20 protein-coding genes are annotated in these 18,501 nt (G+C 72.0%); 17 read left to right on the forward strand and 3 right to left on the reverse strand.

The features are described 5' to 3' along the window. Nucleotides 1-96 precede the first annotated feature (96 nt). Both tdh and ACIPKM_RS03240 read left to right on the forward strand, forming a co-directional pair. A complete protein-coding gene (gene tdh, locus ACIPKM_RS03235) occupies nt 97-1,146 on the forward strand; it encodes an L-threonine 3-dehydrogenase (RefSeq protein ID WP_070419059.1) in 1,050 nt (349 codons plus the stop codon). Continuing rightward, complete coding sequence (locus ACIPKM_RS03240) at nt 1,146-2,366, forward strand: glycine C-acetyltransferase (protein WP_402736148.1); 1,221 nt, start codon at nt 1,146-1,148, stop codon at nt 2,364-2,366. Before tdh ends, ACIPKM_RS03240 begins: the two co-directional genes overlap by 1 nt. Here the strand turns inward: ACIPKM_RS03240 and ACIPKM_RS03245 are convergent. After that, nucleotides 2,353-2,811, reverse strand: a complete 459-nt coding sequence (locus ACIPKM_RS03245) for a DUF4383 domain-containing protein (RefSeq protein WP_402736149.1) — start codon at nt 2,809-2,811, stop codon at nt 2,353-2,355. The two genes, ACIPKM_RS03240 and ACIPKM_RS03245, sit on opposite strands and share 14 nt — an antisense overlap. A gap of 86 nt (nt 2,812-2,897) precedes the next feature. Here ACIPKM_RS03245 and fmt point away from each other — a divergent pair, with 86 nt between their 5' ends. Next, the gene (fmt, locus tag ACIPKM_RS03250; RefSeq protein WP_402736150.1) at nt 2,898-3,833 is read left to right on the forward strand and encodes a methionyl-tRNA formyltransferase; all 936 of its coding nucleotides are present in this window, start codon (nt 2,898-2,900) and stop codon (nt 3,831-3,833) included. Next, nucleotides 3,830-5,323 (forward strand): RsmB/NOP family class I SAM-dependent RNA methyltransferase, encoded by a 1,494-nt coding sequence (locus ACIPKM_RS03255; RefSeq protein WP_402736151.1) that lies wholly within the window; start codon nt 3,830-3,832, stop codon nt 5,321-5,323. Before fmt ends, ACIPKM_RS03255 begins: the two co-directional genes overlap by 4 nt. A 35-nt stretch (nt 5,324-5,358) precedes the next feature. Here ACIPKM_RS03255 and ACIPKM_RS03260 read toward each other — a convergent pair whose 3' ends face one another. Both ACIPKM_RS03260 and ACIPKM_RS03265 read right to left on the reverse strand, forming a co-directional pair. After that, entirely contained in the window at nt 5,359-7,005 is a 1,647-nt protein-coding gene (locus ACIPKM_RS03260) for a choice-of-anchor D domain-containing protein (RefSeq protein WP_402736152.1), read from the reverse strand. A gap of 216 nt (nt 7,006-7,221) precedes the next feature. After that, on the reverse strand, nt 7,222-7,875 hold the full coding sequence (locus ACIPKM_RS03265) for an NAD(P)-dependent oxidoreductase (RefSeq protein WP_402736153.1): 654 nt from the start codon (nt 7,873-7,875) through the stop codon (nt 7,222-7,224). 62 nt (nt 7,876-7,937) lie between these two features. Between ACIPKM_RS03265 and ACIPKM_RS03270 the strand changes: the two genes are divergently transcribed. The 13 genes from ACIPKM_RS03270 (at nt 7,938) to lgt (ending at nt 18,402) form a co-directional block, all read left to right on the forward strand. Next, nucleotides 7,938-8,540 carry a TetR/AcrR family transcriptional regulator gene (locus tag ACIPKM_RS03270; RefSeq protein ID WP_402736154.1) on the forward strand — a complete coding sequence of 201 codons (603 nt, stop codon included), beginning with the start codon at nt 7,938-7,940 and terminating at the stop codon, nt 8,538-8,540. A gap of 47 nt (nt 8,541-8,587) precedes the next feature. Then, nucleotides 8,588-9,247, forward strand: coding sequence for a ribulose-phosphate 3-epimerase (rpe, locus tag ACIPKM_RS03275; protein WP_071296283.1), 660 nt, complete (start codon nt 8,588-8,590; stop codon nt 9,245-9,247). Between the two features lie 101 nt (nt 9,248-9,348). Continuing rightward, nucleotides 9,349-9,612 carry a phosphoribosyl-ATP diphosphatase gene (locus ACIPKM_RS03280; protein WP_031259753.1) on the forward strand — a complete coding sequence of 88 codons (264 nt, stop codon included), beginning with the start codon at nt 9,349-9,351 and terminating at the stop codon, nt 9,610-9,612. 45 nt (nt 9,613-9,657) lie between these two features. Continuing rightward, a complete protein-coding gene (gene hisG, locus ACIPKM_RS03285) occupies nt 9,658-10,497 on the forward strand; it encodes an ATP phosphoribosyltransferase (RefSeq protein WP_022906699.1) in 840 nt (279 codons plus the stop codon). A gap of 5 nt (nt 10,498-10,502) precedes the next feature. Then, nucleotides 10,503-11,300 carry an imidazole glycerol phosphate synthase subunit HisF gene (gene hisF, locus ACIPKM_RS03290; protein ID WP_402736155.1) on the forward strand — a complete coding sequence of 266 codons (798 nt, stop codon included), beginning with the start codon at nt 10,503-10,505 and terminating at the stop codon, nt 11,298-11,300. 25 nt (nt 11,301-11,325) lie between these two features. Next, a complete protein-coding gene (hisI, locus tag ACIPKM_RS03295) occupies nt 11,326-11,766 on the forward strand; it encodes a phosphoribosyl-AMP cyclohydrolase (RefSeq protein WP_402736156.1) in 441 nt (146 codons plus the stop codon). Continuing rightward, a complete protein-coding gene (locus ACIPKM_RS03300; protein ID WP_071296284.1) occupies nt 11,763-13,307 on the forward strand; it encodes an anthranilate synthase component I in 1,545 nt (514 codons plus the stop codon). The genes hisI and ACIPKM_RS03300 overlap by 4 nt, the downstream gene beginning before the upstream one ends. Beyond that, nucleotides 13,304-14,053, forward strand: coding sequence for a Trp biosynthesis-associated membrane protein (locus ACIPKM_RS03305; protein WP_402736157.1), 750 nt, complete (start codon nt 13,304-13,306; stop codon nt 14,051-14,053). The genes ACIPKM_RS03300 and ACIPKM_RS03305 overlap by 4 nt, the downstream gene beginning before the upstream one ends. Further along, a complete protein-coding gene (locus tag ACIPKM_RS03310; RefSeq protein ID WP_070416235.1) occupies nt 14,050-14,289 on the forward strand; it encodes an HGxxPAAW family protein in 240 nt (79 codons plus the stop codon). The genes ACIPKM_RS03305 and ACIPKM_RS03310 overlap by 4 nt, the downstream gene beginning before the upstream one ends. A gap of 16 nt (nt 14,290-14,305) precedes the next feature. Then, a complete protein-coding gene (gene trpC, locus ACIPKM_RS03315; RefSeq protein ID WP_402736178.1) occupies nt 14,306-15,091 on the forward strand; it encodes an indole-3-glycerol phosphate synthase TrpC in 786 nt (261 codons plus the stop codon). A gap of 56 nt (nt 15,092-15,147) precedes the next feature. Next, the gene (trpB, locus tag ACIPKM_RS03320) at nt 15,148-16,362 is read left to right on the forward strand and encodes a tryptophan synthase subunit beta (RefSeq protein ID WP_070416234.1); all 1,215 of its coding nucleotides are present in this window, start codon (nt 15,148-15,150) and stop codon (nt 16,360-16,362) included. Further along, complete coding sequence (gene trpA, locus ACIPKM_RS03325) at nt 16,359-17,153, forward strand: tryptophan synthase subunit alpha (protein WP_402736158.1); 795 nt, start codon at nt 16,359-16,361, stop codon at nt 17,151-17,153. Before trpB ends, trpA begins: the two co-directional genes overlap by 4 nt. 250 nt (nt 17,154-17,403) lie before the next feature. Then, nucleotides 17,404-18,402, forward strand: a complete 999-nt coding sequence (lgt, locus tag ACIPKM_RS03330; protein ID WP_402736159.1) for a prolipoprotein diacylglyceryl transferase — start codon at nt 17,404-17,406, stop codon at nt 18,400-18,402. The last annotated feature ends 99 nt before the right edge of the window (nt 18,403-18,501 follow it).

Genomic DNA, 18,501 nt, shown 5'->3' on the forward strand with positions numbered 1-18,501 from the left:
CGGCCCACTTGCGTGACCTGTGCCAGGGTGGACGACGGCGGTCACGAGCCGCCGACGACACACATCACGCACGACGAGGTGACGCGGATGACGCCGATGAGGGCGCTGTACAAGCCGGACGCTGCTCCGGGACTGATCATGACCGAGCGGCCGGTACCGGTCCCGACGGAGGACGAGGTCCTCATCCGGGTCCTCCGCACCGGGATCTGCGGGACCGACCTGCACATCCGGCGGTGGGACGACTGGGCGGCCTCAGCGGTCACGGCCCCGCTGGTCCCCGGACACGAGTTCTTCGGCGAGGTGGTCGAGGTCGGCTCCGCCGTGCGCGACGTCGCGGTGGGGGACCGGGTCTCCGGCGAAGGCCACATCGTGTGCGGCACGTGCCGGAACTGCCGGGCCGGCCGACGCCAGATGTGCATCCGCACGAAGGGCCTCGGCGTGCAGCGGGACGGCGCCTTCGCGGAGTACCTGACGCTGCCCGGCGCGAACGTGTGGGTGCACCACGCCGACGTCGACCCCGAGGTCGGCGCCCTGTTCGACCCGCTCGGCAACGCGGTCCACACGGCGCTCGCGTCCCCCGTCGTCGGCGAGGACGTGCTCGTCACCGGGTGCGGGCCGATCGGCCTCATGGCGATCGCGGTCGCTCGGCACGCCGGTGCCCGATTCGTGGTCGGCACGGACGTCAGCGCGAACCGACTGCGGATGGCCGAGGCGATGGGCGCCGACCTCGGCGTCGACGTCGGTGCCGCCGGTGACCCGATCCGGGCGGCGCAAGAGCAGCTCGGTATGCGCGAGGGGTTCGACGTCGGCTTCGAGATGTCCGGCGCCCCGACCGCCCTCCCGGCGATGGTCGACAACATGAACCACGGCGGGCGGATCGCCATGCTCGGACTCCCGACCGGCGAGATCGCGGTCGACTGGGGCAAGGTCGTGACGCACATGCTCACGGTCAAGGGGATCTACGGCCGCGAGATGTTCGAGACGTGGCAGACCATGAGCTCGATGCTGCAGACGAGCGAGGTGCTGCGCGACCGCATCGCCTCGATCGTCTCGGGGCGCTTCGCGGCGCGTGACTGGGAGGCAGCGTTCGCCGCGGCGGCGAGCGCGGACGGCGGCAAGGTCGTCATCGACTGGACGGAGATCTGATGTACGGCGCGATCAAGGACCACCTGACGGCCGAGCTGGCGGGCATCGAGGCTGCCGGGCTCACGAAGCGGGAGCGCGGCATCGCCGGTCCGCAGCGTGCGGCGATCGAGGCGGACGGTGCTCCGCTGCTGAACTTCTGCGCGAACAACTACCTCGGGCTGGCCGACTCCAGCGATCTCGTCGACGCGGCGAAGGACGCCCTCGACCGGTGGGGCTACGGCATGGCGAGCGTCCGGTTCATCTGCGGCACGCAGGACCTCCACCTCGACCTCGAGCGTCGCGTGTCGGCGTTCCTCGGCACCGAGGCCACGATCCTGTACTCGTCGTGCTTCGACGCGAACGGCGGCCTGTTCGAGGTGCTCCTCGGGCCGGAGGACGCGATCATCTCGGACGAGCTGAACCACGCCTCGATCATCGACGGCGTGCGGCTGTCGAAGGCGCAGCGGTACCGGTACCGCAACCGCGACGTGCAGGACCTCGAGGCGCAGCTCGTCGCCGCCGGGGACGCCCGGTTCCGCGCGATCGTCACCGACGGCGTCTTCTCGATGGACGGCTCGATCGCCCCGCTCGCCGAGATCTGCGACCTCGCGGACCGGTACGACGCCCTCGTCATCGTCGACGACTCGCACGCCGTCGGGTTCGTCGGCGAGCACGGCCGGGGGACGCCCGAGCTGTGCGGCGTCGCGGACCGGGTCGACGTGTACACGGGCACGTTCGGCAAGGCACTCGGGGGTGCGAGCGGCGGGTACGTCGCCAGCCGGCGGGAGATCGTGGACCTGCTGCGGCAGCGGTCCCGTCCGTACCTGTTCTCGAACTCGCTCGCGCCGGTGATCGCCGCGGGGACGGTCGCAGCGCTCGACCTCATCGAGCGGTCGGACGACGCGCGCGAGCGGCTGCGGGCGAACGCGGGGCGCTTCCGGTCGCTCATGACCGACGCCGGGTTCGAGCTGTTGCCGGGGGAGCACCCGATCGTCCCGGTGATGTTCCACGACGCGGCCCTGACCGCACGGATCGCCGACGAGATGCAGGCACGCGGGATCTACGTGACGGCGTTCAGCTACCCGGTGGTCCCGAAGGGCCGGGCACGGATCCGGGTGCAGCTCTCGGCGGCGCACACCGAGGAGCAGGTCCGGCGGTGCGTGACGGCCTTCACCGAGGCCCGAGCGGCCGCGGCGCGAGCGGCCGCGGGTCCGGTCGGCGACGCGGTCAGCCCGCGGTGACGGCGGTGTGGCGCTCGCGCGGGAAGACCACGCCGAGCGCCACCATCCCGATCGCCAGCACCAGGTGCAGCCAGTTGTCCGCCCAGTTCAGCGGCACGAAGTTCGCCCCGAAGTCGTGTCCGGCGGTGAACAGCCCGTACACCCACAGCACGAAGTAGACGACGCCACCGATCACGAGGTACATGCGGGACCCGGTGGCGTACCGCGCCGCGAGCAGTCCGGCGACCCCGAACAGCAGGTGCACGACGTTGTGGAGCACCGACACCTGGAACAGTCCGAGCAGCATCGCCATCGAGCCGTGCCCCGCCCCGCCGAGGTCGCCCGTCGTCAGCCCGGGGACGAACCCGGCGATCCCGACGAGCAGGAAGACGATCCCGACGACGAGTGCGATCGCCTGGATGCTCGAGCCCGCGTAGCGGTTGGTGGACGTGGTGACGTCGGACATGGGACCTCCTGGTGAGCCGTGCCGCAGAACGTACCGGTCCGCGGTACGGCACGTCCGGCGGCTGCGGACATGGGAGGATCGAACCCATGCGTCTCGTCGTCGCCGGCAGCCCCGCTGCGGCCGTCCCCACCCTCCGCCGCCTCGCGGCGTCCGAGCACGAGATCGCCGCGGTGCTCACCCGTCCGGCGACCCCGCAGGGCCGGAAGCGCGTCCTCACCCCGACCCCCGTCGCCCAGGTCGCACAGGAGCTCGGCCTCCCGGTGATCGAGGCGTCCCGGGTCGACGACGAGGTCACCGACCGCATCGCCGAGCTCGGGGTCGACCTCGGCGTCATCGTCGCGTACGGCGCCCTGCTCCGACGCCCGGCGCTCGACGCCCCGCGGCTCGGCTGGGTGAACCTGCACTTCTCGGACCTGCCGCAGTACCGCGGCGCCGCCCCCGTCCAGCGCGCGGTGATGGCCGGCGACACCCGCACCGCCGCGACGGTGTTCCAGCTCGTCGAGGCGCTCGACGCCGGTCCGGTGTACGCGAGCGACCCGTTCGACATCGACCCCGAGGCGACCTCCGGCGAGGTCCTCGCCGCGATGGCCGAGACCGGCGCCGAGACCGTCGTCCGCGTCGTCGACGACATCGCCGCGGGCACCGCGGTCGCCGTGGAGCAGACCGGCGAGCCCACCCTCGCCCCGAAGCTGACCATCGACGACGGTCGCATCGACTTCGCCGCACCGGCCACCGTCGTGCACGCACGCCTGCGCGGCGTCACGCCCGAGCCCGGCGCGTACGCCCACCTCGGCGAGACCCGCGTCAAGCTGCTCCGCAGCACCCGACTGCCAGGAGGCGCAGCAGACCCCGCCCCGTCGCTCGCCCCCGGTGCGCTCAGCGTCCAGGGCGGTCGGCTGCTCGTCGGAACCGCCGACGACCCGCTCGTGCTCACCGAGGTGCAACCCGCCGGCAAGAAGGCGATGGACGCCGCCGCCTGGGCCCGGGGCCTCGGCTCCCTCGACGGGAAGGTCCTGGCGTGAGCGCCGCGAGCACCGGGCAGCGCCGGCACCACGGACCGCGGCAGACGAGTGCCCGCCGTGTCGCCTTCGACGTGCTGCGGGCGGTGCAGGTCGACGACGCCTACGCCAACCTCCTGCTCCCGACCCGGATCCGCCGCGCCGGGCTCTCCGCGCGCGACGCCGGGTTCGCCACCGAGCTGACCTACGGGTCGATCCGGATGCTCGGCCGGTACGACGCGATCATCGCCCTCGCCTCCGGCCGTCGCATCGACAACGTCGAGTCCGACGTGCTCGACGTCCTCCGGCTCGGCGCCCACCAGCTGCTCGGGATGCGCACCCCGACGCACGCCGCCGTCGACGCCACGGTCGAGCTCGCCCGCGAGGTCGGTGCCCGCCGCGCCACCGGCTTCGTCAACGCCGTGCTGCGCAAGGTCGCCGCACGCACCGACGACGAGTGGGACGCGCTCATCACCGAGGGCCGCGGTGGGGACGCACTGCTCGCCACCCGGTGGTCGCACCCCACGTGGGTGGTGTCCGCGCTGCGGGACGCCCTCGCTGCCGAACGCTCGCGGGACGAGCTCGCCGCGCTCCTGGCGGCCGACAACGCCGCGCCCCGGGTTCAGCTCGCCGCGCTGCCCGGGCTGGCCACCGACGAGGACGTCGCCGCTGCGCGGGCCCACGCCGCGACCGCGACCGAACACGAGACGGACGCCGACGACGAGACGCAGGTCGCGCCTCCCGAACCGCTCACGGACCCCGAGGCGGACTTGCCGGTCTCGCCCGTCGGCATCCGCGGGATCTCCGGCGACCCCGCCCGCGTGCCGGGCGTCACCGCCGGACGGCTCCGCGTGCAGGACGAGGGCTCCCAGCTCGCGGCACTGGCGCTCAGCCGGTCGTCGGCGATCCGGCCGGGGGAGCGGTGGCTCGACCTCTGCGCCGGGCCCGGTGGCAAGGCGGCGCTCCTCGCGGCCGAGGCCGCACAGGGCGGGGCGACCCTCGTGGCGAACGAACTCGTGCCGGCGCGTGCCGGACTCGTGCGAAAGGCCCTCGCGGGTTCCGGCGACGGCGTGACCGTGGTCGAGGGCGACGGTCGGCGCTTCGGTCGCGACGGCGCCGGGGTGACGTTCGACCGGATCCTGCTCGACGCGCCGTGCACCGGACTCGGAGCGCTCCGGCGTCGTCCGGAGGCCCGGTGGCGCAAGCAGCCCGAGGACGTCCCCGAGCTCGCCGCGCTGCAGGCCGAACTGCTCGACGCCGCCGTGCGGGTGCTCGCACCGGGCGGGACCCTGGCGTACGTGACGTGCTCGCCGCACCTGGCGGAGACCCGCGGACAGGTCGACGCGCTGATGGCTCGGCACGGTGGCGAGCTCGAGCAGCTCGACACCGCTTCCGTCGTGCGGTCCGTGGCCGCGCGGGACCCTCGGGCGGCCGACGGGGACACGGTGCAGCTCTGGCCGCACCGGATCGGGACGGACGCGATGTTCATCGCGCTGTTCCGGCGCGTCGCCTGACCGCTTCGCTCAGGCATGAAACCTGTTCGAAGCAGTCACCCCTCGGGCCAGAAGGACGCGGAACTCGCCGAGGCGAGGCCTTTCCCAGCTGCGTTGACCGCGTTCACCCGCACTTGGTAGTTGTTCCGCGGCAGACCGGTCAGGGTGATGGGACTCTCCGAGCCCGTGGCGGTGAACGACCCGGTGGAGACTTCGTAGCCGGTGATCGGCAAGCCACCGTCGCTCGCGGGAGGCGAGAAGGACACGGTGACCGACCCCGGTCCGGGTTCGATCCCGGTGATCGTCGGGCTACTGGGGGTCATGACGGTCACGGGAGTCGTGCCGAACCCGGCTGTGCCTGCCGAGCTGACGTTTCCAGCTGCGTCCACGGCGAAGACTGCCACCGTGTACCGCTGCCCGGTCGGCACAGTCGGCAGCGTGGCGGACGTGCCGGTGACGTCGAGCGGGACACCGCTCTGCGGCGTCGCGCCGGTGCCGTCGCCCTGGACGAGTCGGGCGACCGTCCTCACCGCGTCGCTGGACGGGGAGGGTTTCCACTGCACGGACGTCGAGGTGGCCGACACCCGTACAGCGGTCGGCGCGCCCGGAGCTGCGACGTCGGGACGCGCCTGCCACTGCAACGACCCCCGCTGCGCGAGCTTGTCGAAGCAGTACTGCGTGAACGACATGTCGACGGTGTCGGGCAGTCCCGTGACGGGGTCGAGGAGGAACTGCTTGACCGTCATGGTGCCGGTGGTGTCACATCCGAGGCCACGCACCGTCGTGACGATCTTGTACGGTCCACCGGTCGTGGTGGCTCGTGTGCCTCGCGGGAAGGACTTGAGGCCGGGACTCTGCAGTCGGACACCGATGATCTCTCCCTTGCCGCCCAGGTCCTGCGCGCTGAAGAACCATGCCTGCGCGCTCTCCCGAACGGACATCGCACTGGAGGTGGAGGTCTCGGTCGTGGTCTTGCCCTTGTCCACGCTGTCCTTGCCCGACGACGTGATCGCAGTCTTCCCCGAGAAGGCCGAACCTGTCAGAGCGACTCGTTGGCTCGTGCCCCCGATCGGCACGTGGAGCGAAGCCGACGCGGGTCCGGAGGCCTTCGGCTTGAAGTCGACAGAGAAGGCGCACGTGGCTCCCGCCGCGAGCGTCGTCCCGCAGGTGCTGCCGCTCGCGGCGAAGGACGTGGCTTCCGGGCCGGTCACCGTGGGTTTGCCGAGTGTGACGGGTGCGCTGCCGGTGTTGTGTACCGTCTCGACCTGACTCGTCCTCCGTGCCCCCACGTACGCCTTCTGGAACACCAGGTTGCGCGCACCGAGGACCACCGACCCTGGTGCGTCCTCGCCGAAGCGGAACTCGCCGATCCCCGGCGCGACCGCGTCGAACCGAGTGATCCGACCATCTGCCGGGTCCGACGCGAGATCGATGATGTCGAACTCCCCGAACACGTCCGCGCCGTTGATCTGGAGCGTCGGGATCGTGTCGATCGACTGCTGTCCGACGAGGCGGTAGACGCCGGTCGTGAGGGGCTTGCCCGTGGGCGGCGTGAGCGTGAACGTCGCGCTGCTGGTACTCGACAGCGTCGCTCTGGCATCGATCCCACGACTGGTGTCGGCGGTCCGGAGGTCGACGTCCTCCCCGTCGGCGAACTGCGGTGTCCCTCTGTCCTGATACCACGGCGAGAGGATCTGGAGCACGGCTCCGCCCTGCGTCGGAGGTGAGGCGGCCGTCGCCGGACTGGTGGCCGCGATCGCGACGGAGGTGACGAGCAGCGCAACGCCGAAGGTTGCCGCGCGGGCGGGAAGCCGCATTCTGTTTCCGTTCCTGAGGTGGTGAGCGGGCCTCAACTCGTGCCAGCGACCCCACGGTACCCGCGCCGTCCAGGCTCGTCCGCTCCGGAGGCTGCCCTCTGCTCAGCGTGACCGGCGGTACGCGCTCCCGTCGCAGGTGTGCACGGCGTCCTCGTCGAACAGCGCCCGCAGGTTGTACGCGGCGCAGTCGCGGAAGGTCGCGATGCTGATCCACCGCGCCGAGCGGCGGAGCTCGCCCTTCGCGGGCCCGTCCGAGCCGATGCCGGCCCGGTGCACCGTCCAGGCGATGTCCCGCGCCTCGGCGTCGAGGTAGCGCATCACCGCCTCGTTGTCGGCGTGCTGACCGCGGTACGCGCGGGCGAGCGTCGCCCGCACGAGCCGCAGCACCGGTGCGAGCCGCCGGCCGGGAGGCGCGCTCAACCCGCCCGCCTGGTAGAGCAGGCGGGTGGCACCGCTCCGACGCATCGCCGGCACGAGCGCCCGGACGAAGGGCGTGTTGACCAGACGGTCACGCTGCGCGTCGACGTCCCCGAGCATCACGACGACGGCGGTCACACCGTCCAGCAGTGCGTCGAGGTCGAGGTCGTCGGGGACGGAGCCCGGTACGACCTCGAGGTCGCCGTGCTGGATCGTGAGCTTGGCCGGCGTGCGGGCGACGGCGCGCACCCGGTGTCCGGCGTCGAGGGCGAACTGCGTGAAGTGCTGGCCGGTCTGGCCCGTCGCGCCGAAGACGAGCAGGTGCTGTTGCGGTGTCATGGTCCCAATCTAGGCACTGACTAGAAAATAGGCAATGCCTAGTCGCGGTGTAGGGTGGAGCCATGCCGGATCGTCCCTTCCACCACGGGAACCTCCGCGCCGTCCTGCTCGACGAGGCCGTGACGGTCCTGCGTGAGGACGGTGTCGACGGGCTGTCCCTGCGTGACCTCGCGCGCCGTGCCGGTGTGAGCCACGGAGCGCCACGGAGCCACTTCGTCGATCGCCAGGCGCTCCTCGACGCCGTGGCCGAGCTCGGCTTCGACCGGCTGGCCGCCGCGGTGCGCCGAGCGCTGGCCGGGGCCGGTGACCTGGACGACCGCTTCCGCCGGGTCGCCCTCGCGTACGTCGACTTCGCGATCGACGACGCCGCGCTGATGGACCTGATGTTCCAGGCGAAGACGACCACCCGGGCCGAGTCGGTGCAGGCCGCCGCCTCGTCGCTGTTCGCCGTGCTCGACGGCGCGATGGGGAGCGCGCTGGCGGACGGCGGCGACGGCGACTCCCGGCACCTGTTCAAGCTCCTGTTCGCCGCCACCATGCAGGGGATCGCCGCGCTCGTGGTCTCGCGTCGGATCGACCGCGCCGAGGGGGAGCGGCTGGTGGACGCGGCGCTGGAGACGATGCTCCGCTCGGACCTCGGCTCCCGCGCGGTCGGCGCGAGCTGAGGCCGGTGCGGAGCGGGCTGACGGACGCACCCCGGTAGGCTCGACGGGTGACGATCCGCATCTCGCCGAGCATCCTGTCCGCCGACTTCGCGAACCTCGAACGCGAGCTCCACCGCATCGAGACCGCCGACCTGGTGCACGTCGACGTGATGGACAACCACTTCGTGCCGAACCTCACGCTGGGCCTGCCGATCGTGCAGCGCCTGCAGGAGGTCTCCCCGGTGCCGCTCGACGTCCACCTCATGATCACGAACGCCGACACCGAGGCGCCGAAGTACGCCGAGACGGGTGCGTCGAGCGTGACCTTCCACTTCGAGGCCGCCGACGACCCGGTGGCGACCGCCGCGGCGATCCGCTCGAACGGCGCCCGGGCAGCCGTCGCGGTGAAGCCCGGCACCCCGATCACCCAGGTGCTCCACCACCTCGACGCCTACGACATGATCCTGCTCATGACGGTCGAGCCCGGGTTCGGCGGCCAGGCGTTCATGCGCTCGGTGATGCCGAAGCTCGCCGACGCCCGTGCGGCGGTCGACGCCTCGGGGCTCGACGTCTGGCTCGAGGTCGACGGCGGGATCGCGGTCGACACGGTGCCCGAGGCGGTCCGCAGCGGTGCCGACACCCTCGTGGCGGGCTCTGCGGTCTACGGCGGCGAGCCGGCCGCGCGCATCGCGGACCTGCGCGAGGCGGCCGCGGCAGCACGCTCGTGACCGGACCGGTGCCCGAGGTGACGGGCGCGGCGGACACGAGCCGCGCCTCCCGTCCGGACGGTACGTCGGTCGTGTCAGTGGGGGACGGTAGCCTGGTGCGCGTGAAGACGTTCGACGACCTGTTCCAGGAGCTCACCGAGAAGGCGCGCACGCGCCCCGAGGGCTCCGGCACCGTCGCCGAACTCGACGCCGGCGTGCACCAGATCGGCAAGAAGATCGTGGAAGAAGCGGCCGAGGTCTGGATGGCGGCCGAGTACGAGGGCGACGAGCGCACCTCGGAGGAGATCTCGCAGCTCGTGTACCACCTGCAGGTGCTCATGGTGGCGAAGGGGCTCACCCCGGCGGACGTCTGGCGACATCTCTGATCCGCTGATCAGCCGCCGACCCTCCACCAGAAAGCAGACCCCCTGATGCTCCGCATCGCCGTGCCCAACAAGGGCTCCCTGTCCGAGACCGCGTCCGACATGCTGCGCGAGGCCGGGTACGCCGGCCGTCGCGACCCGAAGGCGCTCCACCTGCTCGACGAGCGCAACGGCGTCGAGTTCTTCTTCCTCCGCCCGCGCGACATCGCCACGTACGTGGGTTCCGGCGCGCTCGACGTCGGCATCACCGGCCGCGACCTGCTGCTCGACTCCGGCTCCGCTGCGCACGAGGTCGACGCGCTCGGGTTCGCCGACTCGACGTTCCGGTTCGCCGGTACGCCCGGCCGGTTCAGCACGCTGCAGGACCTCGACGGTGTGCGGGTGGCGACGAGCTACCCCGGGCTCGTGGGGGAGTTCCTCGCGAAGCACGGCGTCACCGCGACGCTCGTGAAGCTCGACGGCGCGGTCGAGAGCGCCGTGCGCCTCGGTGTCGCCGACGCCGTGGCTGACGTGGTCTCGACGGGCAGCACGCTCCGGGCGGCCGGGCTCGAGATCTTCGGGCCGGTCATCCTCGAGTCGACCGCGCTCCTCATCTCCACCGACGAGACGATCCCCGGCATCGACGTCCTGCGGCGCCGACTGCAGGGCGTGCTCGTCGCGCGCGGCTACGTGATGCTCGACTACGACATCCCCACCGGGCTCCTCGAGCAGGCGACCGCGGTGGCGTCGGGCATCGAGTCGCCGACGGTCTCGCCGCTGCACGGTCGCGACTGGTCGGCCGTCCGCGTGATGATCCCGCGCGACGACGCGAACCTCATCATGGACGCGCTGTACGACCTCGGCGCGCGCGCCATCCTCGTCAGCCCGATCCACGCCGCACGACTGTGACCGGGGTGACCGGCTCCGGTGCCGTGCCGCCGGCACGCGCGGGCGGGGCCGCCGTCCGGGTCATCCCCTGCCTGGACGTCAAGGGCGGCCGGGTCGTCAAGGGCGTCAACTTCCTGGACCTGCAGGACGCCGGTGACCCGGTCGAGCTCGCCGCGCGCTACTACGAGCAGGGCGCGGACGAGCTGACCTTCCTCGACGTGGGTGCCACGGTCGAGAACCGCGCGACGATGTACGACACGGTGACGCGCACGGCCGAGCAGGTGTTCATCCCGCTCACCGTCGGTGGCGGCGTCCGGAGCGTCGACGACGTGTCGCGACTGCAGCAGTGCGGTGCGGACAAGATCGGCGTGAACAGCGCCGCGATCGCGCGTCCGGACCTCGTCGGCGAGATCGCGGACCGGTTCGGCGCGCAGGCCGTCGTGCTCTCCCTGGACATCAAGCGGTCCGACCGGATGCCGTCGGGCTTCGTCGTGACGACCCACGGCGGTCGGACCGAGTCCGACCTCGACGCGCTCGCCTGGGCGCGCGAGGCCGTCGAGCGCGGCGCGGGGGAGCTCCTCGTCAACTCGATCGACGCGGACGGCACGAAGAACGGGTTCGACGTCGAGCTCGTGGCAGCGGTGCGCGCGGTCGCGTCGGTCCCGGTCATCGCTTCGGGAGGCGCGGGTCGGCTCGAGCACTTCGCCCCCGCGATCGAGGCGGGCGCGGATGCCGTCCTCGCCGCCAGCGTCTTCCACCGCGGCGAGATGACCATCGGTGACGTGAAGGCCGCGCTGCGCGCGACCGGGCACGCCGTCCGCTGACCCGCCGCCGTAGGCTAGGAGTCTCATGACCGACAGCACCAGCACCAGCACGGACGCGGTCCTCGACCGCGCGCGGTTCGGTGCGGACGGGCTGCTCCCCGCCATCGTGCAAGAGGAATCGTCGAAGGACGTCCTCATGCTCGGCTACATGGACCGAGAAGCCCTCCGCCGCACCCTGACCGAGGGACGGGTGACCTTCTGGTCGCGGTCCCGGAACGAGTACTGGCGCAAGGGCGACACCTCCGGGCACGCGCAGTACGTGCGCGGGGCGGCGTTCGACTGCGACGCGGACACGCTCCTCGTGACCGTCGAGCAGGTCGGCGCCGCGTGCCACACCGGCGCGCACCGCTGCTTCGACGTCGACCCCCTCGAGCCCGTGACGGCGTCCGCGCCCGACGGTGCCGCGTCCGACCTCGCCGGTGCGCCGTCCGCTGTCGCCGGTGGGGCCGTGGAGGAGACCCGATGAGCACCGCGACGCTCTCCGACACGCCGCACACGACCTCCCGTCCGGAGTTCGACGCCCTGCTCGACGCCCACCGAGTCGTCCCCGTCGTGCGCGCGCTCTACGCCGACAGCGAGACGCCGGTCGGTGTCTACCGGAAGCTCGCCGACGGCCGGCCCGGTACCTTCCTGCTCGAGTCCGCCGGGCAGGGCGGCCTCTGGTCGCGCTGGTCCTTCGTCGGGGTGCGCAGCTTCGGCGTGCTCACCCAGGACGGCGACCGTGCCGCGTGGATCGACACCGGCATCCCGGCGTCCCGCGCCGTCGACTCGCTCGACGGCGAGCCGCTCGAGGTCCTGGCGCGGCTGCACGAGCGCTGGGCGACCCCGCGGATCCCCGGCACCCCGCCGCTCGTCGGTGGCACCGTCGGGTTCATCGGCTGGGAGGCCGTCCGTCAGCTCGAGCACCTGCCGAACGTGCCGCCGGCCGACTTCGACGTGCCGGGGCAGGCTCTCGCGTTCGTGTCCGAGCTCGCCGCGCTCGACCACCGCACCGGGCTCGTCCTGCTCGTCGCCAGCGTGCTGAACGACGGTGTCGACGACGCCGAGGCACTGTGGGCGGACGCCCAGGCGCGGCTCGACCGGATGCAGGCCGACCTCGTGCAGCCCTCCGCCGCGACCGTCGCCGAGGCGTTCGACATCGCCGAGCCGACCCCGACCCACCGGTCCACCCCCGCGGACTACATGGCGGCCGTCGAGCGATCGAAGGACTTCATCCGCGACGGGGACGTCTTCCAGGTCGTCATCTCGCAGCGGTTCGACCACGAGGTCACCGCGGATCCCCTCGACGTCTACCGCGTGCTGCGGACGCTCAATCCGAGCCCGTACATGTACTTCCTGTCGCTGGCGGACACCGCCGACGAGCGCTTCTGGATCGTCGGTGCCTCGCCCGAGGCCCTGGTCAAGGTGCAGGACGGCCGGGCGATCACCCACCCGATCGCCGGGTCGCGTCCGCGCGGCGCCACACCCGAGGCGGACGTCCGTCTCGGCGAGGACCTGCTCGAGGACCCGAAGGAGCGCGCCGAGCACCTCATGCTCGTCGACCTGGCGCGCAACGACCTGCAGAAGGTCTGCGAGCCGGGCACGGTCGCCGTTACCGAGTTCATGACGGTCGAGCGGTTCAGCCACATCATGCACCTGGTGTCGAGCGTCGAGGGCGCCGTGCGGCCCGGGGCCTCGGCGATCGACGTGTTCCGTGCGACCTTCCCGGCCGGCACCCTCTCCGGGGCGCCGAAGCCGCGGGCGCTCGAGATCATCGACGAGCTCGAACCCGCGAAGCGTGGGGCCTACGCGGGCGTGGTCGGGTACTTCGACTTCGCCGGCGACGCTGACCTCGCGATCGCGATCCGCAGCGCCCTCATCAAGGACGGTGTGGCACGCGTGCAGGCCGGGGCCGGGCTCGTGGCCGACTCCGACCCCGAGACCGAGCACATCGAGGCCGTGAACAAGGCCGCGGCACCGCTGCGGGCCATCGCGACCGCCAACCGGATGCGCGGGGTGCACTCGTGACGGCCCGCCGCTCCCGGCCGCTCGTCGTCGTCGCCGGCCTCGCCGTCGCGGGCATCATCATGCTCTCGTGGACGCAGACCTGGTTCACGGTCCACCTCCACGCGGGCGCTGCCGTCGCCGCGAAGGTGGACGCCGACGGTGCGGCCGCGGTCCCGCAGTACACCGCCCTGGCGATCGCGAGCCTCGCGCTCTTCCTGGCGATGACCATCGCCGGTCGGGTCGTCCGGATCGTGCTCGCCGCCGTCGAGATCCTGCTCGGCGTCGGCGTGGTGGTGTCCGGCATCACCGCCCTGGCCGACCCGGTCGCCGCAGCGAAGGGTGCCGTGGGCGAGGTCGCGGGCGTCGCGGACTTGTCCGCCGTCCGCCGGGCCGTGTCGAGCGTGGACGTGTCGGCGTGGCCGGTCGTCGGCATCGTCGGCGGCGTGCTCGCGATGGCTCTCGGGGTCGTCGTGCTCCTCGTGCAGCGGTCCTGGCCGGGGCCGAGCCGGAAGTACGGTGCGGCCACCGCGGGTGCGGCGGCGGATGCCCGTGCGGTGGCGCCGGTCGAGCGTGACGCCGTCGTCGACTGGGACGACCTGAGCGCCGGTGTCGACCCGACCTCGGACGCGGTCGCTGGCCCCGACAGCGCAGCCGCGGGCCCCGACGACGCGAGCGCGGACGCTGCCGGAGCGGCCTCGGACGACACGGTAGGATCGAACGGACGCCGGTCGAACGACGGCGTCGAAGCAGAACGAGGAGCACCGTGAGCAACACTGAGCCCGCAGAACTCGGCGAAGGCCACTCGCCGGCAGCCTGGACCGCCGTCGTGATCATGTTGATCGGATTCGCGGCCGGCACGCTGTTCTTCTGGTTCGACCAGCCGTGGGGCGTCTGGGCCTCCGCCGGCGTGGTGCTCATCGGCCTCATCGTCGGTGGCGTCATGAAGAAGGCGGGCTACGGCGTCGACGGCCCGAAGTTCGTCCCCAAGCACCACTCCGAGTAGGTCCAGCATGCCGAACGTGCTCGAGACCCTCGTCGCGGGCGCGCTCGAGGACGCCGCGGCCCGTCGCGTCGACCGTCCGTACGCGGACGTCGAACGCGACCTGGACCGCGTCGCGTCCCCGCTCGACGCCCTCACGTTCCTGGCCCCCGGCGACCGGGTGAAGATCCTCGCCGAGGTCAAGCGTGCCAGCCCGTCCCGCGGGTCCATGGCTCCGATCGAGGACCCCGCGTCCCTCGCCGCCGACTACGAGCGCGGCGGTGCCTCGACGATCAGCGTCCTGACCGAGGGGCGCAAGTTCCTCGGCAGCCTCGCCGACCTCGAAGCGGTCAGGGCCCGGGTGGGCGTCCCCGTCCTCCGCAAGGACTTCATCGCCGACCCGTACCAGGTGATCGAGGCCCGGGCGTCCGGTGCCGACGTCGTCCTGCTCATCGTGGCGGCGCTCGAGCAGCAGCAGCTGGTCGAGCTCCACACCCTGGCGGAAGAACTCGGCATGCGCGTCCTGGTCGAGGCGCACTCGGCGGACGAGGTCGCACGCGGGCTCGACGCCGGAGCGCGGATCCTCGGGGTGAACGCCCGCGACCTGACCGACTTCTCGCTCGACCGCGACCTGTTCGGATCGCTCGCCGACCGGATCCCCGACGGGGTCGTGCGCGTCGCCGAGTCCGCGGTCGCCGGTCCGGCCGACGTCGCGCACTACCGTGCCGCCGGCGCCGACGTCGTCCTGGTGGGGGAGGCGCTCGTGACGGGCGACGACCCCGCTGCCACACTCGCGTCGTTCATCGCAGCCGCCGACCGCGACTGACCGACGACAGCATCCATCCCAGCCCGGTTCGCCGGGCGTGTCCCGGGAGACCCATCGTGACCTCACTCCGCGACCTGCACGGACCGTACTTCGGCGACTTCGGCGGGCGGTTCGTCCCCGAGTCGCTCGTCCTCGCGCTCGACGAACTCGAAGCGGCGTTCCGCGAGGCCTGGGCGGACCCGGCCTTCCGCGACGAGCTCGACACGCTCCAGCGCGACTACACCGGGCGGCCCTCGATCATCACCGAGGTGCCCCGGTTCGCCAAGCACGCCGGCGGTGCCCGGATCATCCTCAAGCGCGAGGACCTCAACCACACCGGCTCGCACAAGATCAACAACGTGCTCGGTCAGGCCCTCGTGGCGAAGCGGCTCGGCAAGACGCGCCTCATCGCCGAGACCGGCGCCGGCCAGCACGGCGTGGCGACGGCCACCGCGGCGGCGCTGTTCGGCATGGACTGCGTCGTCTACATGGGCGCCGTCGACACCGAGCGTCAGGCGTTGAACGTCGCCCGGATGCGCCTGCTCGGTGCCGAGGTGATCCCGGTCGAGACCGGCTCCCGCACGCTGAAGGACGCCATCAACGACGCCCTGCGCGACTGGGTCGCCAACGTCGATTCCACGCACTACCTACTCGGCACCGTCGCCGGCCCGCACCCGTTCCCCGAGATGGTGCGCGAGTTCCACAAGGTCATCGGCGAAGAGGCCCGCCAGCAGGTCCTCGACCGGGTCGGACGCCTGCCCGACGCGGTCGCCGCGTGCGTCGGCGGCGGCTCGAACGCCATGGGCATCTTCGAGGCCTTCCTCGACGACGAGTCCGTCGCGCTGCACGGCTTCGAGGCCGGTGGCGACGGCGTCGAGACCGGTCGGCACGCCGCGAGCATCACGCTCGGTCGCGAGGGCGTCCTCCAGGGCACGAAGTCCTACCTCATGCAGGACGAGGACGGCCAGACGATCGAGAGCCACAGCATCTCCGCCGGGCTCGACTACCCGAGCGTCGGGCCGGAGCACGCCTACCTCGCCTCGATCGGGCGTGCGAAGTACGAGCCGATCACCGACGACGAGGCGATGGAGGCCTTCCGCCTGCTGAGCCGCACCGAGGGCATCCTGCCGGCGATCGAGTCGTCGCACGCCCTCGCCGGGGCGATCAAGCTCGGCAAGGAACTCGGCCCAGAGGGCGTCATCCTCGTCAACCTGTCCGGCCGGGGTGACAAGGACGTCGCGTCCGCCAGTCGCTACTTCGGCATCCTCGACGAGAACGCGGTGCAGCTGTGACCACGAACCAGACGGTCGCGACGACGATCGACACCGCCAACGTCGAGCGCGCGGGGGCCGTCGTCGGCTACCTGCCCGCCGGCTACCCCGACGTGCAGACGAGCGTCGACGCCGCCGTGGCCCTGGCCGAGAACGGCGTCGACGTCATCGAGCTCGGCCTGCCGTACTCCGACCCGGTGATGGACGGCCCGGTCATCCAGCGGGCGGCAGAGGAGAGCCTGGCGAACGGCTTCCGCGTCGCGCAGGTCTTCGACGCCGTGCACCAGATCACCGAGCGGGCGAACGTGCCCGTGCTCGTTATGACCTACTGGAACCCGGTGCTCCGGTACGGCGTCGAGCGGTTCGCCGACGACCTCGTCGCCGCGGGTGCCGCCGGGCTCATCACGCCGGACCTCATCCCCGACGAGGGCGCCGAGTGGATCCGCGAGTCGGAGCGCACCGGCCTGGACCGGGTGTTCCTCGCGGCCCCGTCCTCGTCGGACACCCGCATGCAGCAGGCGGTCCGGTCCAGCCGCGGGTTCGTCTACGCCGTCTCCACGATGGGCGTCACCGGCGCGCGCGAGGGCGTCGACGTCGCAGCCCGCACCGTCGTGTCACGGCTCCGCGACGCCGGGGTCGAGCGCACGTGCGTCGGTCTCGGCATCTCGACGGCGGAGCAGGTCGGCGAGGTCCTCGAGTACGCCGACGGCGCCATCATCGGCTCCGCCTTCGTCCGGGCCCTGGCGGACCTCGGCGTGCAGGGCGTGGCCGACCGGGCAGCCGACCTCACCTCGGGCGCGCAGCGCCGCTGACGTCCAGGAGGCGCGGTGCCGGCGACCCCGTCGGCCCACCTGCACCGCGGCGCGGGTGAGCGACGCGTCCGCCCCGCACCGCGGTGCGGGTGGGCGACGCGTCCCGCCCGCACCGTGCCTCCCGTCGGTCACAGTTTCCACAGGACCGGCCCCTCGGTTCCTGACGCACGCACCTCCCGCGCTACAGTGAGCGGGGCCGACGGCACGTCGGCACCGCGCCCAGCCAGCACCGAAAGGCGACAGCACCTCCATGCCCCTCCTGAGCATCCCGAGCCCGAGCACCGCGTGGCAGTACTTCGACCTGACCGCCTGGCTGCGCGACGCGTTCGGTTGGTCGCTGCCGCTCGACTTCCGCATCCACGCCTACGCGATCTGCATCCTGCTCGGCATCGTCGCCGCCGTCATCCTCGCGAACCGCCGGCTCAACGCGCGCGGCGTCGAGCGCTGGATCATCATCGACATCGCGATCTGGGCCGTCCCCGCCGGGATCATCGGCGGTCGCCTGTTCCACGTGTTCACGCACGTCAGCGACTACTTCGGCCCCGGGCGCGACCCGCTGTCCTTCCTCTACATCTGGGAGGGCGGCCTCGCCATCTTCGGCGCGCTCATCCTCGGTTCGATCGGCGCCTACATCGGCTGTCGCCAGGTCGGCCTGCGGTTCACCGCGTTCATCGACGCCGTCGTGCCGGGCGTGCTGCTCGCCCAGGCGTTCGGTCGCCTCGGCAACTACTTCAACCACGAGCTCTTCGGCATGCCGACCAGCCTGCCGTGGGGCCTGCAGATCGAGTCGTCGAACGCGGCGTTCCCGAAGGGCCTGCCCGAGGGCACGCTCTTCCACCCGACGTTCCTCTACGAGATCATCTGGAACGTCGTCGGCGTCGTCGTGATCCTGCTGCTCGACAAGAAGTTCCGCCTGCAGTGGGGCAAGGTCCTGTCGCTCTACCTGATCTGGTACGGCATCGGTCGCTCGGTCCTCGAGTCCATCCGCGTCGACACGAGCGAGACGTTCTTCGGCATCCGGACGAACGTGTGGATGTCCTTCGCGGCGATCCTGCTGGGCATCATCATCTTCCTCGTCCAGTCCAAGCGGCACCTCGGCAAGGAGCCGAGCCCGTACCTGCCCGGTCGCGAGCCCCGCTCGAAGTCCGGGGTAGACTCGGACGACACCTGGTCAGAGTCCGACGACGACGCTCCGGCGGCCGTCACCGACTCCGATCCGGTCACCAGCAGCACGGCTGGCCGCGCGTAGGAAGCACCCCTCCTGCGTGACCGATCCCGATCGGTCACGAGTGTCAGCAGCACCTCCCGGACCCACCACAAGCGGGTCCGACACCTCGCACGCCGCCAG

The sequence above is a fragment of the Curtobacterium sp. NPDC086286 genome (assembly GCF_044746255.1).
Taxonomy (GTDB): Bacteria; Actinomycetota; Actinomycetes; order Actinomycetales; family Microbacteriaceae; genus Curtobacterium.

Coding starts and splice junctions, on each gene's coding strand:
- ACIPKM_RS03300 (WP_071296284.1), top strand. CDS start 11,763: ATGAGCACCGCGACGCTCTCCGACACGCCGCACACGACCTCCCGTCCG.
- hisI (WP_402736156.1), top strand. CDS start 11,326: ATGACCGACAGCACCAGCACCAGCACGGACGCGGTCCTCGACCGCGCG.
- lgt (WP_402736159.1), top strand. CDS start 17,404: ATGCCCCTCCTGAGCATCCCGAGCCCGAGCACCGCGTGGCAGTACTTC.
- ACIPKM_RS03265 (WP_402736153.1), bottom strand. CDS start 7,875: ATGACACCGCAACAGCACCTGCTCGTCTTCGGCGCGACGGGCCAGACC.
- ACIPKM_RS03240 (WP_402736148.1), top strand. CDS start 1,146: ATGTACGGCGCGATCAAGGACCACCTGACGGCCGAGCTGGCGGGCATC.
- fmt (WP_402736150.1), top strand. CDS start 2,898: ATGCGTCTCGTCGTCGCCGGCAGCCCCGCTGCGGCCGTCCCCACCCTC.
- ACIPKM_RS03245 (WP_402736149.1), bottom strand. CDS start 2,811: ATGTCCGACGTCACCACGTCCACCAACCGCTACGCGGGCTCGAGCATC.
- tdh (WP_070419059.1), top strand. CDS start 97: ATGAGGGCGCTGTACAAGCCGGACGCTGCTCCGGGACTGATCATGACC.
- hisG (WP_022906699.1), top strand. CDS start 9,658: ATGCTCCGCATCGCCGTGCCCAACAAGGGCTCCCTGTCCGAGACCGCG.
- ACIPKM_RS03270 (WP_402736154.1), top strand. CDS start 7,938: ATGCCGGATCGTCCCTTCCACCACGGGAACCTCCGCGCCGTCCTGCTC.